13 protein-coding genes are annotated in these 15,695 nt (G+C 59.9%); 11 read left to right on the forward strand and 2 right to left on the reverse strand.

Annotated elements, in window-relative coordinates; all coding sequences use genetic code 11:
• The first annotated feature begins 27 nt into the window (after window positions 1–27).
• The 3 genes from GQ39_RS16510 to GQ39_RS16515 all read left to right on the forward strand — a co-directional run bounded on the left by GQ39_RS16510 (window position 28) and on the right by GQ39_RS16515 (window position 3,918).
• A complete protein-coding gene (locus GQ39_RS16510) occupies window positions 28–1,317 on the forward strand; it encodes a M18 family aminopeptidase (RefSeq protein ID WP_047531698.1) in 1,290 nt (429 codons plus the stop codon).
• Window positions 1,318–1,510: 193 nt separating this feature from the next.
• Window positions 1,511–1,687 (forward strand): hypothetical protein, encoded by a 177-nt coding sequence (locus GQ39_RS33040; protein WP_167361786.1) that lies wholly within the window; start codon window positions 1,511–1,513, stop codon window positions 1,685–1,687.
• Window positions 1,688–1,764: 77 nt separating this feature from the next.
• Window positions 1,765–3,918 carry a mechanosensitive ion channel family protein gene (locus GQ39_RS16515; protein ID WP_047531701.1) on the forward strand — a complete coding sequence of 718 codons (2,154 nt, stop codon included), beginning with the start codon at window positions 1,765–1,767 and terminating at the stop codon, window positions 3,916–3,918.
• Between the two features lie 51 nt (window positions 3,919–3,969).
• On the opposite strand, the gene GQ39_RS16520 is transcribed toward GQ39_RS16515, so the two are convergent.
• Entirely contained in the window at window positions 3,970–4,683 is a 714-nt protein-coding gene (locus GQ39_RS16520) for a UTRA domain-containing protein (protein WP_047531705.1), read from the reverse strand.
• A gap of 372 nt (window positions 4,684–5,055) precedes the next feature.
• Here GQ39_RS16520 and GQ39_RS16525 point away from each other — a divergent pair, with 372 nt between their 5' ends.
• The 6 genes from GQ39_RS16525 (at window position 5,056) to GQ39_RS16550 (ending at window position 10,412) form a co-directional block, all read left to right on the forward strand.
• Entirely contained in the window at window positions 5,056–6,120 is a 1,065-nt protein-coding gene (locus GQ39_RS16525) for an ABC transporter substrate-binding protein (protein WP_047531708.1), read from the forward strand.
• 106 nt (window positions 6,121–6,226) lie between these two features.
• Window positions 6,227–7,033, forward strand: a complete 807-nt coding sequence (locus GQ39_RS16530) for an alkaline phosphatase family protein (RefSeq protein ID WP_047531711.1) — start codon at window positions 6,227–6,229, stop codon at window positions 7,031–7,033.
• A gap of 5 nt (window positions 7,034–7,038) precedes the next feature.
• Window positions 7,039–7,875, forward strand: a complete 837-nt coding sequence (locus tag GQ39_RS16535) for an ABC transporter permease (RefSeq protein ID WP_161793951.1) — start codon at window positions 7,039–7,041, stop codon at window positions 7,873–7,875.
• The gene (locus tag GQ39_RS16540) at window positions 7,862–8,662 is read left to right on the forward strand and encodes an ABC transporter permease (protein WP_047531714.1); all 801 of its coding nucleotides are present in this window, start codon (window positions 7,862–7,864) and stop codon (window positions 8,660–8,662) included. Before GQ39_RS16535 ends, GQ39_RS16540 begins: the two co-directional genes overlap by 14 nt.
• The gene (locus GQ39_RS16545; protein WP_047531715.1) at window positions 8,659–9,648 is read left to right on the forward strand and encodes an ABC transporter ATP-binding protein; all 990 of its coding nucleotides are present in this window, start codon (window positions 8,659–8,661) and stop codon (window positions 9,646–9,648) included. Before GQ39_RS16540 ends, GQ39_RS16545 begins: the two co-directional genes overlap by 4 nt.
• A gap of 110 nt (window positions 9,649–9,758) precedes the next feature.
• On the forward strand, window positions 9,759–10,412 hold the full coding sequence (locus GQ39_RS16550; protein ID WP_047531716.1) for an HAD family hydrolase: 654 nt from the start codon (window positions 9,759–9,761) through the stop codon (window positions 10,410–10,412).
• 106 nt (window positions 10,413–10,518) lie between these two features.
• On the opposite strand, the gene GQ39_RS16555 is transcribed toward GQ39_RS16550, so the two are convergent.
• Window positions 10,519–11,481, reverse strand: a complete 963-nt coding sequence (locus GQ39_RS16555) for a zinc-binding dehydrogenase (protein ID WP_047531718.1) — start codon at window positions 11,479–11,481, stop codon at window positions 10,519–10,521.
• A gap of 138 nt (window positions 11,482–11,619) precedes the next feature.
• Between GQ39_RS16555 and GQ39_RS16560 the strand changes: the two genes are divergently transcribed.
• Together GQ39_RS16560 and GQ39_RS16565 are read left to right on the forward strand one after the other, a co-directional pair.
• Window positions 11,620–13,701, forward strand: coding sequence for a carboxy terminal-processing peptidase (locus GQ39_RS16560; RefSeq protein WP_167361787.1), 2,082 nt, complete (start codon window positions 11,620–11,622; stop codon window positions 13,699–13,701).
• 131 nt (window positions 13,702–13,832) lie between these two features.
• Entirely contained in the window at window positions 13,833–15,623 is a 1,791-nt protein-coding gene (locus GQ39_RS16565) for a bifunctional diguanylate cyclase/phosphodiesterase (protein WP_047531722.1), read from the forward strand.
• Window positions 15,624–15,695: the final 72 nt, after the last annotated feature.

The raw sequence follows: 15,695 nt of genomic DNA on the forward strand, positions 1-15,695 counted from the left end.
GGCGCCATTGCTGTCTGGAGTTAGCACATGCGCGAAGAGTTGAACCAAGGCCTGATCGACTTCCTCAAGGCCTCCCCCACCCCGTTCCATGCCACCGCCAGCCTTGTTCAGCGTCTGGAAGCGGCGGGCTATCAGCGCCTCGACGAGCGCGAGCCATGGAATACCGAGACCAATGGCCGCTACTACGTCACCCGTAACGACTCTTCGATCGTCGCGATCAAGATGGGCCGCCACTCGCCACTGCACGGCGGTATTCGCCTGGTTGGCGCCCACACGGACAGCCCTTGCCTGCGGGTCAAGCCGCAGCCGGAACTGCAGCGCCAGGGTTTCTGGCAGCTGGGTGTCGAAGTCTATGGCGGCGCACTGCTGGCCCCCTGGTTCGACCGTGACCTGTCCCTGGCTGGCCGCGTGACCTTCCGTCGCGACGGCAAGGTCGAAAGCCAGTTGATCGACTTCAAGGCACCGATTGCGATCATCCCGAACCTGGCCATTCACCTCAATCGCGAAGCCAACATGGGCTGGGCGATCAACGCCCAGACCGAGCTGCCGCCTGTGCTTGCACAATTTGCCGGCGACGAACGCGTGGATTTCCGCGCCGTGCTCACCGACCAGCTCGCCCGCGAACACGGGCTGAACGCCGACGTCGTGCTCGATTACGAGTTGAGTTTCTACGACACCCAAAGCGCCGCCGTCATCGGCCTGCATGGCGACTTCATCGCCGGCGCGCGCCTGGACAACCTGCTGTCGTGCTACGCCGGCCTGCAAGCGCTGCTCAACGCCGACACTGAAGAAACCTGCGTATTGGTCTGCAACGACCACGAAGAAGTCGGTTCCTGCTCGGCGTGCGGCGCCGATGGCCCGATGCTGGAGCAGACGCTGCGCCGCCTGCTGCCCGAAGGTGATGAATTCGTACGGACCATTCAGAAATCCCTGCTGGTCTCGGCTGACAACGCTCACGGCGTGCACCCGAACTACGCCGACAAGCATGACGCCAACCACGGCCCGAAACTCAACGCTGGCCCGGTGATCAAGGTCAACAGCAACCAGCGTTACGCCACCAACAGCGAAACCGCCGGGTTCTTCCGCCACCTGTGCATGGCCGAAGAAGTGCCAGTGCAAAGCTTCGTGGTGCGCAGCGACATGGGCTGCGGCTCGACCATCGGCCCGATCACCGCCAGCCATCTGGGGGTGCGCACCGTGGACATCGGCCTGCCGACCTTCGCCATGCACTCGATTCGCGAACTGTGCGGCAGCCATGACCTGGCACACCTGGTCAAAGTGTTGAGCGCGTTCTACGCCAGCCGCGAACTGCCGTAACCCCTGGAAAACGTCGCGGGCAAGCCCGCCCCCACAGGATTCGCATTCACCTGTGGGAGCGGGCTTGCCCGCGATGACGCCAGCTCATTCAACGCAAAGTTCATGATTGCAGTGGTTCATTTCTGATACACATCATCCCGCCCCACCAAAAGCCACCTAAACTTTAACCATTGCTTTCGACAAGGCAGTCGCCATGATCTCACTCTCTTCGTTCCACGCCATGCTGATCCCGATTCTGACCGGGATGATTCTGCTGGCCGTCGGCTTCAATTTTCGCGACAAGAATCTCGGCGTGTTCGCCATGTGGATCGGCATGCTCACCATCCTCGCCACCGTGGTGTTCAAGATCCTCGCCAAACTCAACGAATAAATCCTCCCCCCGACTCGCATTGATTTTCGCGGGCTCGTACACTCGATCGACCCGCTCACCCCGAGGTTGACCGCCTAGTGTTCGCTCGCCTGCTCGCCCTACCGTGCCTGTTCCTGCTCTGCCTCATGACGCTGCTGCCGATGGCGCCTGCCCAGGCGGTCGGTCTGCCAAGCCTGCTCAGCCCGGCGAAAACCCAGCCCGAGGCACAGGAACCCTTGGGGCAATCCTTGGACGAAGTGATCAAATCACTGGAGAACGATCAGCAGCGAACCCAGCTACTGGCGGATCTGAAGAAGCTGCGCGACGCCGCGAAAAAGGCCCAACCCATCACCGAAGAGGGCGTGCTGGGCCTGATTGGCGGGACCCTGGCCAGTCTCGGAAAACAGTTTTCCGAAGCCGACAGCCCGATCACCCGTTGGTCCAACGAGTTCGACCTGGCCACGGACGAACTGATGGCACTGGCGCTGCCGGCCAATGAATGGCTACCCATCGCTTTCGCCTTCGCCATGATCCTGATGGTCTGGAGCCTGCTGGCGGCAGCGCTGATCTGGATCAGCCATCGGGTGCGCATGCGCTTCGGCCTCACCGAAGAACTGCCGCAACACCCCAAGGCCCTGGACATGCTGCGTTTCGCGTTGCGAAAACTCGGCCCCTGGCTGATTGCCTTGGTCATCACGGTGTACATGAGCTACGCGCTACCCTCGTCGTTGGGCAAAAGCCTGGCCATGGTGCTGGCCTATGCGCTGGTGGTCGGCACCTGTTTTTCCGCGATCTGCGTGATCGCCTTTTCCTTGCTCGAAGGTCCGCACCGCCACCGCGCCTTGTACATCCTTCGGCATCAGGCCTTTCGGCCGTTGTGGCTGATCGGCAGCTTCGCCGCGTTCGGTGAAGCGCTGAACGACCCACGACTGAGCGACAGCCTTGGCAGACATTTGGCGCACACCGCCGCGACGTCGGCCAATGTATTGGCCGCGCTGTCCACCGGCTTGTTTATCTTGCGATTCCGTCGGCCGATTGCCCACTTGATCCGCAATCAGCCGCTGTCCCGGCGCCTGACCCGCCGCGCCCTTAGCGATACCATCGAAATTCTTGGCACCTTCTGGTACGTGCCGGCACTGGTGCTGGTAGGGATTTCCCTGTTCGCCACCTTTGTCTCGGCTGGCGATACCAGCACCGCACTGCGTCAGTCGCTGATCTGCACCGTGCTGCTAGTGCTGTGCATGGTGATCAACGGGCTGGTGCGCCGCCATGCCCTCAAGCCGCAACGCGGCATGAAGCGCCACGCACTGTACTCGGAACGCCTGAACAGCTTTTTCTACACCCTCACCCACCTGTTGGTGTGGCTGGCGTTCATCGAACTCGGCCTGCGGGTCTGGGGCATGTCGCTGATCCGCTTCACTGAAGGCGAAGGCCATGAGGTCAGCGTCAAACTGTTCAGCCTCGGTGGCACGCTGATCTTTGCCTGGCTGATCTGGATTCTCAGCGATACCGCCGTGCATCACGCCCTCACCCGCTCGCGCAAAGGCCTGGCCAATGCCCGTGCGCAGACGATGATGCCGCTGATTCGAAACGTGCTGTTCGTGGCAATCTTCATCATCGCGCTGATCGTCGCCCTGGCGAACATGGGCATGAATGTCACGCCGCTGCTGGCCGGTGCCGGCGTGATCGGTCTGGCGATCGGTTTCGGTGCCCAGTCGCTGGTGGCCGACCTGATCACCGGGCTGTTCATCATCATTGAAGACTCCCTGGCCATCGATGACTACGTCGACGTCGGCGGCCACATGGGGACCGTCGAAGGCCTGACCATTCGTACCGTGCGCCTGCGGGATATCGACGGCATCGTCCACACCATTCCGTTCAGCGAAATCAAAAGCATCAAAAACTATTCACGGGAATTCGGCTACGCGATCTTCCGGGTCGCGGTGCCTGCGAGCATGGATATCGACAACGCGATCAAACTGATGCGCGAGGTCGGCCAGAAAATGCGCACCGATCCGCTGCAACGGCGCGACATCTGGTCGCCGCTGGAGATTCAGGGTGTGGAAAGCTTCGAGTCCGGCAACGCGATTCTGCGCGCCCGCTTCAAGACCGCGCCGATCAAACAATGGGAAGTGTCCCGGGCGTTCAATCTGTTGCTGAAACGGCATCTGGATGAAGCCGGGATGGATCTGGCCACCCCGCGGATGAGCGTGCAGGTCATCACGGCCGGTGGTGGACCGCAAAAGGAATGAACGCGGCTGGTCCAGGGCTTGTCGCTTTAACCTTGCAGCTCGAGGCTACCCTTAGACCACATCCACCCCGACATGAATCGCATCATGTCGCCAGAACTCCAGATCGCAGTCGATCAAGCGTTCATGCTGATCGTAATTGACCCGGGCGATGCGCAAGCCCGGGCTGCCCACCGAAACGCGCAACGCCGCCGCCGCATCGGCCGACAACGCGGTCGGCACAATCTCGAAGCGCACCCGGCCATAGTGCAAATCGTAGTGTCGCGCGTACAGCTCGGTGATCGACTGATTCAGATCGAACGCCAGAATCCCCGGAAAATACTGCGGATTGAGGTAGTGCTCCACGTACAACACCAGCCGCCCATCGATACGCCGTGAGCGACAAATCTGAATCACGCTCGACAATGCCGGCAGTTGCAACCAGGCGCAGACCGCCGCTGATGCCGGCTGCAATCGCGCCGAAATCACTTCGGTAGACGGCACCCGCCCCTGGGCGCTGACCATCGCGTGAAAGTGACTGCGCTGCATCAGGTTGTAGGCCAGACGCGGCGGCGAGACGAACCAGCCCCGTCGCTCTTCGCGGTAGATCTGCCCCTGGGCTTCCAGTTGCAACAAGGCCTCACGCACGGTGATCCGCGTGGTGCCGAACAACTCACTGAGTTTTCGCTCGGCCGGCAATTTGCTGCCTGGAGCCAATAGCCCGTGGTCGAGCTGCTCCTGAAGCACCTGGCCAATGGCTGTCACCGCTTTTGTTGCCTCATCGCGCATCAATGTTACCTATCTGGACTAGACCAGCACTGTTTCGGGGCGGAACCGCACGACAAATCGGTTCAATCAACGCCCTGCAAGCGTAGGCAGTGCAGATGACTGAGAGATGACAACCTACCGAACGGTCATCTCAAACGTGAGCCAACGGTCAATTGAAAACCTGCAATTCACCGGCCAAGTCCCCTGTGTAGCGGGCCCTTGCCCATGGTCTACGCTTACCGGGCACCCTCCAATACCGTGCGAATAAAAGTCTTGCAGGGCGACGAACGACATCAAAGTGTCATCGAGCCCGCTTAAATTGGCTCAGGTATTGCTGACCTAGACCAAAACAATCGCAATCGCAGCGTTGAAAACGCCCATAGGAGCTTCGGAATGAAACAGCTTTTCCTGGCATCACTGTTAGGCTCGACCATTGCCATGTGCACCGCCGCCATGGCGGCTGATGATTTGAAAACCCTTGAAGCCGCTGCGAAAGCGGAAGGCGCAGTGAATAGCGTCGGCATGCCCGATGACTGGGCCAACTGGAAAGGCACCTGGGCCGACCTGGCCAAGACTTATGGCCTCAAACACATCGACACCGACATGAGCTCGGCACAGGAAATCGCCAAGTTCGCCGCTGAAAAAGACAACGCCAGCGCCGACATCGGCGACGTCGGTGCTGCCTTCGGCCCGATCGCGGTCAAGCAAGGCGTGGTGCAACCTTACAAACCGACGACCTGGGATCAGGTTCCGGACTGGGCCAAGGACAAGGACGGCAACTGGGCACTGGCCTACACCGGTTCCATCGCTTTTATCGTCAACAAGAAACTGCTGCACGGTTCCGATGTACCGACCAAGTGGTCCGACCTCAAGGATGGCAAATACAAGGTCTCAATCGGTGACGTGAGCACCGCCGCACAGGCCGCCAACGGCGTTCTGGCCGCCGCACTGGCCAATGGTGGTGACGAGAAAAACCTGCAACCTGCCCTGCTGATGTTTGCCGATATCGCCAAACAGGGTCGCCTGTCGATGGCTAACCCGACCATCGCGACCATGGAAAAAGGCGAAATCGAAGTCGGCGTGGTCTGGGACTTCAACGGCCTGAGCTACAAAGCGAAGATGGCCAATCCGGATGACTACGTGGTGTTGATCCCGTCCGATGGTTCGGTGATTTCCGGCTACACCACCATCATCAACAAATACGCCAAGAACCCGAACGCCGCCAAGCTGACCCGCGAATACATCTTCAGCGACGCCGGCCAAACCAACCTGGCGCGCGGCAACGCCCGTCCGATCCGTGCCGAACACGTGAAACTGCCGGAAGACGTGAAGGCCAAGCTGCTGCCTAACGAGCAGTACAAAAACGTCACGCCGATCAAGGACGCGGATGCGTGGGAGAAGACTTCCAAGGCACTGCCGCAGAAGTGGAACGAAGAAGTCATTGTCGAAATGAAGTGATGCTGTAGCCCGCCAACTGACGGGCCAATGGAAATCCCTGTGGGAGCTCGCTCCCACAGTGGACCAAGTGAGTTCCGATATCCCGTTTCACGGAGTCATCGCCCCTATGAAGCACAACGTCATCCTTGTCGTGCTCGACGGCCTGAGCTACGAGGTTGCCCGGCATGCCATGGGGCACCTGCAGGCCTATGTCGGCGCAGGACGCGCAGCGCTCTACAAACTGGAGTGCGAGCTGCCGGCGCTGTCCCGACCGCTTTACGAATGCATCCTGACCGGCGTCACGCCGATCGACAGCGGCATCGTTCACAACAACGTCTCGCGCCTGTCCAGCCAGCGCAGCATCTACCACTACGCCAGAGATGCCGGCCTGAAAACCGCTGCAGCGGCCTATCACTGGGTCAGCGAACTGTACAACCGTTCCCCGTTCGTACCTGCCCGGGATCGTCATACCGACGACCCGGACCTGCCGATCCAGCACGGCCACTTCTACTGGAACGATCACTACCCCGACTCGCACCTGTTCGCCGACGCGGAAAACCTGCGCCTGCGCCACGCACCGAATTTTTTGCTGATCCACCCCATGAACATCGACGATGCCGGGCACAAGCACGGTCTCGACACCCCGCAGTACCGCAACAGCGCCCGTTCGGCCGACATCATCATCGCCGACTACCTGCAAGGCTGGCTCGACGCCGGATATCAGGTACTGGTGACGGCGGACCACGGCATGAATAACGACCGTTCCCATAACGGCCTGTTGCCCGAAGAACGCGAAGTGCCGCTGTTCGTGCTTGGCGATGCCTTCAGCTTTAATGCCGACGCGGCGCCGAAACAGACGGACATTTGCGGCACGGTCTGCGAGCTGCTGGGCGTGCCCCATGACAAACCTGTGTGCCGGGAGTTGCTCAAGTGAACGCCATGACTCGCGGCAAATGGCTGGCAGCCTTGTGCCTGGTGCCCTTCGCACTGTTCTTTATCGTGTTCGAAATCGCCCCGCTGGCATGGGTGATGATCAACAGCCTGGAATCGGAAGAGTCCGGATGGGGCCTGGCCAACTTCACCAGGATCTTCAGCTCGAAGTTTTACCTGCAGGCGATCCAGTACAGCCTCGAGATCAGCTTCTGGTCCAGCGTATTCGGCATCATCATCGCGGTGCTCGGCGCTTATTCGCTGCGCAGGGTCGATTCGAAACTGCGCAACTTCGTCAACGCCTTCGCCAACATGACCAGCAACTTCGCCGGCGTGCCATTGGCCTTCGCGTTCATCATCCTGCTGGGCTTCAACGGCAGCTTCACCATCATGCTCAAGCAGGCGGGAATCATTCAGGATTTCAACCTGTATTCGAAAACCGGGCTGATCATCCTCTACACCTACTTCCAGATTCCCCTTGGCGTGCTGCTGCTCTACCCCGCGTTCGATGCCCTGCGCGAAGACTGGCGTGAGTCCGCTGAGCTGCTCGGGGCGAACGGCTGGCAGTTCTGGCGCCACATCGGCTTGCCAGTGCTGACCCCGGCACTGCTCGGCACCTTCGTCATCCTGCTGGCCAACGCCCTCGGCGCCTATGCCACGGTGTACGCCCTGACCACCGGCAACTTCAACGTGTTGCCGATCCGTATCGCGGCGATGGTCTCGGGGGACATTTCCCTCGATCCGAACCTGGCCAGTGCCCTGGCCGTGGTGTTGGTGGCCTTGATGACCCTGGTGACCATCGTGCATCAGCTGCTGTTGAAGAGGAGCTACCATGTCTCGCGCTGAATTGGGTCCCGTCGGCATTTACCATCGGGTGGTGGTTTACCTGTTGTTCGCCATCCTGCTGCTGCCGCTGCTCGGCACGCTTGTCTATTCGATAGCCAGCAGTTGGTCGGCGACCATCTTGCCTAGCGGGTTCACCCTTAAATGGTACGTGCAGTTGTGGAGCGATCCACGTTTCCTGCACGCCTTCGGTCAGTCGCTGCTGGTCTGCGTCGGCGCGCTGATCCTGTCGGTGGTGCTGATTCTGCCGCTGCTGTTCGTGGTGCATTACCACTTCCCGAAACTCGACGCGCTGATGAACATCCTGATCCTGCTGCCCTTCGCGGTGCCGCCGGTGGTGTCATCGGTCGGACTGCTGCAGCTCTATGGGTCCGGGCCGTTTGCGATGGTCGGCACGCCCTGGATTCTGATCGGTTGCTACTTCACCGTGGCGTTGCCGTTCATGTACCGGGCGATTACCAATAACCTGCAAGCGATCAACCTGCGCGACCTGATGGACGCCGCCCAACTGCTCGGTGCCAGCACCTTTCAAGCAGCGTTCCTGGTGGTGCTGCCGAACCTGCGCAAGGGCTTGATGGTGGCGTTGCTGCTGTCGTTCTCGTTCCTGTTCGGTGAGTTTGTGTTCGCCAACATCCTCGTCGGTACCCGCTACGAAACCCTGCAGGTGTACCTCAACAACATGCGTAACAGTAGCGGCCACTTCACCAGTGCGCTGGTGATCTCCTACTTCTTCTTCGTACTGGTTCTGACCTGGGCGGCCAATATCTTGAACAAGGACAAAAGCGAATGAGCTATGTCAGCGTCCAACACCTTCAGAAAAACTACGCGGGCACCACGGTGTTCAGCGACATCAACTGCGAAATCCAGAAAGGCGAGTTCGTCACCCTGCTCGGCCCCTCCGGTTGCGGCAAGTCGACGCTGTTGCGCTGCATCGCCGGCCTGACGTCGGTAGATGGTGGCAAGATCCTGCTCGATGGTGTCGATATCGTGCCATTGAGCCCGCAAAAGCGTGGAATCGGCATGGTGTTCCAAAGCTACGCCCTGTTCCCCAACATGACCGTCGAGCAGAACGTCGCCTTCGGTCTGCGCATGCAAAAGGTCAACGCCGACGATAGCCAGAAACGCGTCGCCGAAGTGCTGAAACTGGTCGAGCTGAACGACTTTGCCTCGCGCTACCCGCATCAACTGTCGGGTGGCCAATGCCAGCGCGTGGCCCTCGCCCGCTCGCTGGTCACGCGACCACGCCTGTTGCTGCTGGATGAACCGCTGTCGGCCCTCGATGCGCGAATACGCAAGCACTTGCGCGAACAGATCCGTCAGATCCAGCGTGAATTGGGCCTGACCACGATCTTCGTCACCCACGATCAGGAAGAAGCCCTGACCATGTCCGACCGTATTTTCCTGATGAATCAGGGAAAAATCGTACAGAGTGGCGACGCCGAAACCCTGTACACCGCACCGGTGGATGTATTCGCGGCCGGGTTCATCGGCAACTACAACCTGCTGGACGCCGATGCGGCCTCGAAGCTGCTGCAGCGGCCAATCAGCCATCGCATCGCGATTCGCCCGGAGGCCATCGAGCTTAGCCTCAATGGCGAGCTGGACGCACAGGTACGCAGCCACAGCCTGCTGGGCAACGTGATCCGCTACAGGATCGAAGCCCGGGGGGTGGAGTTGGTGGTGGATGTGCTCAACCGTTCGGCGTCCGATTTGCATCCCGATGGTCAGCGTCTGGCGCTTTCCATCGATCCGACGGCGCTGTGTGAGGTAGCTTGAAGGCAGCGCCAAGCTTCAAGCTGCTAGCTTCAAGTTGTAGACTGAAGCCCCCCAAATCCACTTCTTGCAGCTTGTAGCTTTAAGCTTGAGCTGTTCCCAGAGAGAACCCGATGGCCCTGGCAATTTTTGATCTGGACGAAACCCTGATCCACGGCGACTGCGCCTCGCTGTGGAGTGAACAAATGGTCCGCCTCGGCTGGGTCGACGGTGAATCCTTCCTGCGTCGAGACAAGGAATTGATGGACGCCTACGGCCGCGGCCACCTGGCGATGGAAGACTACATGGCCTTCAGCCTTGAGCCGTTGATCGGCCGCACGCCGGAGGAGATCGAGCACCTGGTCGGTCCATGGGTCGAAGACGTCATCGAACCGATCATCTTCAGCGGCGCCACCCGGGTCATCGCCGAGCACCGCAAGCTCGGCGATCGCATTCTGGTGATTTCCGCCTCGGGCACCCACCTGGTGCGACCGATCGCCGGACGCCTGGGCATCGACGAAATACTCGGCATCGAACTGGATGTAGCGCACGGGGTTTACTCCGGCAAAACCGTGGGCACCCTGACCTACCGCGAAGGCAAGATCACCCGACTGCTGGAATGGCTGGATGCTGAAGAGGAAAACCTCGAAGGCGCGAGTTTCTATTCCGACTCACGCAACGATTTGCCGTTGCTGTTGAAGGTGGATTTCCCGCATGCGGTCAATCCGGATCCGGTGCTCCTCGAGCACGCAAAGAAAGCGGGCTGGCCGATCCATCTCTGGAAATGACAACGACTCCCCTATGGGAGCGTGGCTTGCCCGCGTTTCAGGCGACGCGGTGTCTCTGTCAAACCGCGTCATCGTTCATCGCGGGCAAGCCACTCTTCCACAGGATTCAGTTCAAGCTTTCGTCAATCACCAACACCACCTTCCCTTCCACCTTGTTGCTCGCCAGTTCCGCGAACGCCGCTTCCGCGTCCTTGATCGCAAAAGTCTTGGCCAGCTGCGGACTCAAGCGTCCTTCAGCAAACAGCGGCCACACATGCTGGCTCAAGTCGCTGAGCAGATCGGCCTTGAACTGATCGTCGCGACTGCGCAGGGTCGATCCCAGCAACTGCACGCGCTTGGACAGCACCTGAGCCAGATCCAGCTTCGCCTCGCGACCGCCCATCAGGCCAATCAGCACCCAGCGCCCATCCTGCGCCAACAGTTTGAGGTTCAACGCCGAATAGTTGCCGCCCACCGGGTCGAGGATGACATCGAACGGCCCCAGGTCGCGCAAGCTCTCCAGGTCGGTGCTGCGCACCACGCCACCCTGGGCACCGAGCGCCTCGCAATAGGCCAGGCGTTCGGCGGAGCCCACGCTGACCCAGCACGGGTTACCAAAGGCTTTGCACAACTGAATGGCAGCTGAACCAATTCCACTTGCTCCAGCGTGCAACAGCACTTTTTCACCCGGCTTGAGCCCGGCGAGTTGAAACAGGTTCAACCAAACGGTCGCATACACTTCCGGCAACGCGGCTGCTTCAGCCAACGACATTCCGTCGGGAACCGGCAACACATGCCGTCCGTCGACAACCACCTCTTCGGCCATGCCGCCCCCGGCCAGCAAGGCGCAGACCCTATCCCCCAGTTGCCAGGACGAACCCGGCCCGACCTCGCTGATCACCCCCGAACACTCTAGACCGAGCACCTGACTGGCCCCCGGCGGCGGCGGATACAAGCCCGCTTTCTGCAACAAATCGGCGCGATTGAGACCTGCCGCAGCGACTCGAATGCGAACTTGTCCCACATCACATGCCGGACTCGGCTCTTCTACCCACTCCACTTGACCTTCAACGCCTTGCAATGCTTTCACAGTGCCTCCATAGTGAGTCTGGACTGAGCCCGTAGCTGTAGCACCGGGCTTTTTGCATTATGCGACCGGCCCTTGTGGAACCGGCGACTTCAAAGACGGCCTAATATGCGTTATCAATTGTCCCCGCGTCGAATCAACATGAAGCGTTTGTTCCCCAGCACCGCCCTCGCCCTATTCATCGGTATCGGCCTGTTGCCGATGTCGAGCAGTTCTTTCGCAGCCAACAGCTGGGACAAGCTTCAACCTGATCGCGACGAAGTCATCGCCAGTCTGAACGTCGTGGAGTTGCTCAAGCGTCACCATTACAGCAAACCGCCGCTCGACGACGCGCGCTCGGCGATCATCTACGACAGCTACCTCAAACTGCTGGATCCGTCGCGCAGCTACTTCATGGCCAGCGACATCGCCGAATTCGACAAGTGGAAGAACCAGTTCGACGACTTCCTCAAAAGCGGCGACCTCAACGCCGGGTTCACCATCTACAAGCGTTATCTGGACCGCGTCAAATCGCGTCTGGATTTTGCCCTGGCAGAGCTGGACAAGGGCGTCGACAAGATCGACTTCACCACCAAGGAAACCTTGCTGATCGATCGCAAGGACGCCCCTTGGCTCAAATCCACCGCAGAACTCGATGACCTGTGGCGCAAGCGCGTCAAGGACGAAGTGTTGCGGCAGAAGATCGCCGGCAAGGATCCCAAACAGATCCAGGAAACCCTGACCAAGCGCTACAAGAACCAGTTGGCGCGTCTGGACCAGACCCGTGCGGAAGACATCTTCCAGGCTTACATCAACACCTTTGCCATGTCCTACGACCCGCACACCAACTATCTGTCGCCGGATAACGCGGAAAACTTCGACATCAACATGAGCCTGTCCCTGGAGGGCATCGGCGCTGTGTTGCAGAGCGATAACGATCAAGTGAAGATCGTGCGCCTGGTGCCGGCAGGGCCGGCGGACAAGACCAAACAGGTTGCACCGGCGGACAAGATCATCGGCGTTGCACAGGGCAACAAAGAGATGGTCGACGTGGTCGGCTGGCGCCTGGACGAAGTGGTCAAACTGATCCGCGGCCCGAAAGGCACCGTGGTGCGCCTGGAAGTGATTCCGGCCAACAATGCGCCGAACGACCAGACCAGCAAGATCGTGCCGATCACTCGCGAAGCGGTGAAGCTGGAAGATCAGGCGGTGAAAAAATCGGTCCTCAACCTGAAACAGGATGGCAAGGACTACAAGCTCGGCGTTATCGAGATTCCGGCGTTCTACCTGGACTTCAAGGCATTCCGTGCCGGTGATCCGGATTACAAGAGCACCACCCGGGACGTCAAGAAACTGCTGACCGAGTTGCAGAAAGACAAGGTCGACGGTGTGGTCATCGACCTGCGCAACAACGGCGGCGGCTCCCTGCAGGAAGCCACCGAGCTGACCAGCCTGTTCATCGACAAAGGTCCGACCGTGCTGGTGCGCAACGCCGATGGCCGCGTCGACGTCCTGGAAGATGAAAACCCGGGGGCGTTCTACAAAGGTCCGATGGCGTTGCTGGTCAACCGCCTGTCCGCTTCGGCCTCGGAGATTTTCGCCGGAGCCATGCAGGACTACCACCGCGCCCTGATCATCGGCGGCCAGACCTTCGGCAAAGGCACCGTACAGACCATCCAGCCGCTGAACCATGGCGAACTGAAGCTGACCCTGGCCAAGTTCTACCGGGTTTCCGGCCAGAGCACCCAGCATCAGGGTGTACTGCCGGACATCGATTACCCGTCGATCATCGACACCAAGGAAATCGGCGAGAGCGCCCTGCCGGAAGCCATGCCGTGGGACACCATCAAAGCCGCGATCAGGCCTTCGGTCGACCCGTTCAAACCGTATATCAGCCAGCTCAAATCCGAGCATGACGTGCGCACGGCCAAGGACGCAGAGTTCGTGTTCATTCGCGACAAGCTGGCCCTGGCGCAGAAACTGATGGCAGAAAAAACCGTCAGCCTCAATGAAGCCGACCGTCGTGCCCAGCACACCGACATCGAAGCCAAGCAACTGGCCATGGAGAATATCCGTCGCAAGGCCAAGGGCGAAGAGCCGCTCAAAGAGCTGAAGAAAGAAGACGAAGACGCCATCGCGGCCGAGCCGGACAAGACCAAGCCAGAAGACGACGCCTACCTGAGCGAGACCGGGCGCATTCTGCTGGACTACCTCAAGCTCAACACCGCGGTAGCCAAGCACTAAGATGATGGCGATTTAATGCTGATGCTCTGCGGAGCGTCATCAAACAGTCATCATTCTGTCGTGAAATAAGGACCGGGCGTGCTCTCTTACCAAGAGCCCGCCCGGTCCTTTTTTTATCGCCAGAGATCGCCATGACCACAACAGAACAGCTGAGTGCGTTGAGTTCAATCCTGACTCAAAGCGGTTTGCACAGTCTGTTCCAGCCGATCATTTGCCTTTCTGAACGACGGATTCTGGGCTACGAAGCCCTCAGTCGGGGCCCGTCCAACAGCCCGCTGCACTCCCCTATTGCATTGTTTGCCGTCGCCCGCCAGGCCGGACGCTTGAGCGAACTGGAAATCGCCTGCCGTGAAAGCGCCTGTCGACGCTTCAATGAACAGCAACTGCCCGGCAAGCTGTTCCTCAACGTGTCCCCGGAATCCCTGCTCGAAGCCGCACACCAACCCGGCCGCACCCTGCAACTGCTGGACGATTTCGGCATCCCGCCGAGCCAGGTCGTGATCGAACTCACCGAACAGACTCCCACCGACGATTTCGAGTTGCTGCAAACCGCCCTGCATCACTATCGGGCGATGGGTTTTTCCATTGCCCTGGATGACTTGGGTGCCGGCTATTCGAGTTTGCGTCTGTGGTCCGAGTTACGGCCGGACTATGTGAAGATCGACCGGCACTTCATCGATGGCATACACCAGGACGCCCTCAAGCGCGAATTCGTCGGCTCGATCCTGCAAATCGCCAAAGCCTCACGCGCACAGGTGATCGCCGAAGGCATCGAGTTGCCGGAAGAGCTCGCGGTGCTGACGGAAATGGGGGTCGACCTGGTCCAGGGCTATTTGCTCTGTCGACCGCAAGAGCATCCGCCCCGGGATGCCCGCCCCTTGATGCCGCGGCAGGACAACACCGCCGTGGTGTTGAACGACGACGGCAGCGACCTCAGCGCCCTGCTCAACGACCAACCGGCGGTGACGCGCGACACACCGACGGCCACCGTACTGGAAGCCTTCCGCCGCCAGGCCAATCTGAATTCGCTGGCGGTACTGGATGAGCACGGCCAACCGTGTGGCATCGTCCACCGCCATTCACTCTCAGACGCCCTGCTCAAGCCGTTTGCCACCGATCTGTTCGCCCGCAAACCCATCAGCCGCCTGATGAACGATGACTTCCTCGCCGTCGAGGTGAGCCAGTCACTGCAACAGGTCAGCCGCCTGATCACCAGCCGCGCCCGCCAACGCATCGAAGAAGACTTCATCATCACCCTCAACGGCGGCTACCTGGGCCTGGGCCGGGTGATCGACGTACTGAAACTGATTACCGAACTTAAAATCCAGCAAGCGCGCTACGCCAATCCCCTGACCCTGCTGCCAGGCAATGTGCCGATCCAGCAATGCCTGACGCGGCTGCTGCAACAGCAACGGGAATCGATGATCTGCTACGTCGACATCGACAGCTTCAAGCCCTTCAACGATATCTATGGTTACGGCCGTGGTGATGAAGTCCTGTTATGCCTGGCGCAATGCCTGAACGACCGCGTCGACCCATCCCGCGACTTCGTCGGCCATATCGGCGGCGACGACTTCTTGCTGGTGCTCGGCCCGGAAGACTGGCGCAAGCGTTTGAATCAGTTACTGGAGGACTTCCAGAGCCAGTGCCGACGCTTCTATCGCAGCGAACACCTGGAAGCCGGCTGCTTTATCGCGCCCAATCGCCAAGGCCTGCGCCAGGAGTTCCCCTTGCTGTCCCTGTCCATCGGCGTGGTGCATTTGCATCCACAGGTTTGCGGCCAACTCGATGCCAGCCAATTGGCCGAGATGGCGTCACAGGCTAAACACCACGCGAAGAATGTGCAGGGGTACAGCGTGCATTTAATCGACAGCCTGGCGGTGTCGGAGAAAGAGGATGTGCTGCTTGCCGGGCATCGATGAATGGTCTGACGCCATCGTGTCCCACAGGGGAATGCTGAATCACACGAATTGTGCGTCTTCAATAAATCCACT

It is taken from the genome of Pseudomonas sp. 11/12A (assembly GCF_000800055.1).
GTDB lineage: Bacteria > Pseudomonadota > Gammaproteobacteria > Pseudomonadales > Pseudomonadaceae > Aquipseudomonas > Aquipseudomonas mohnii.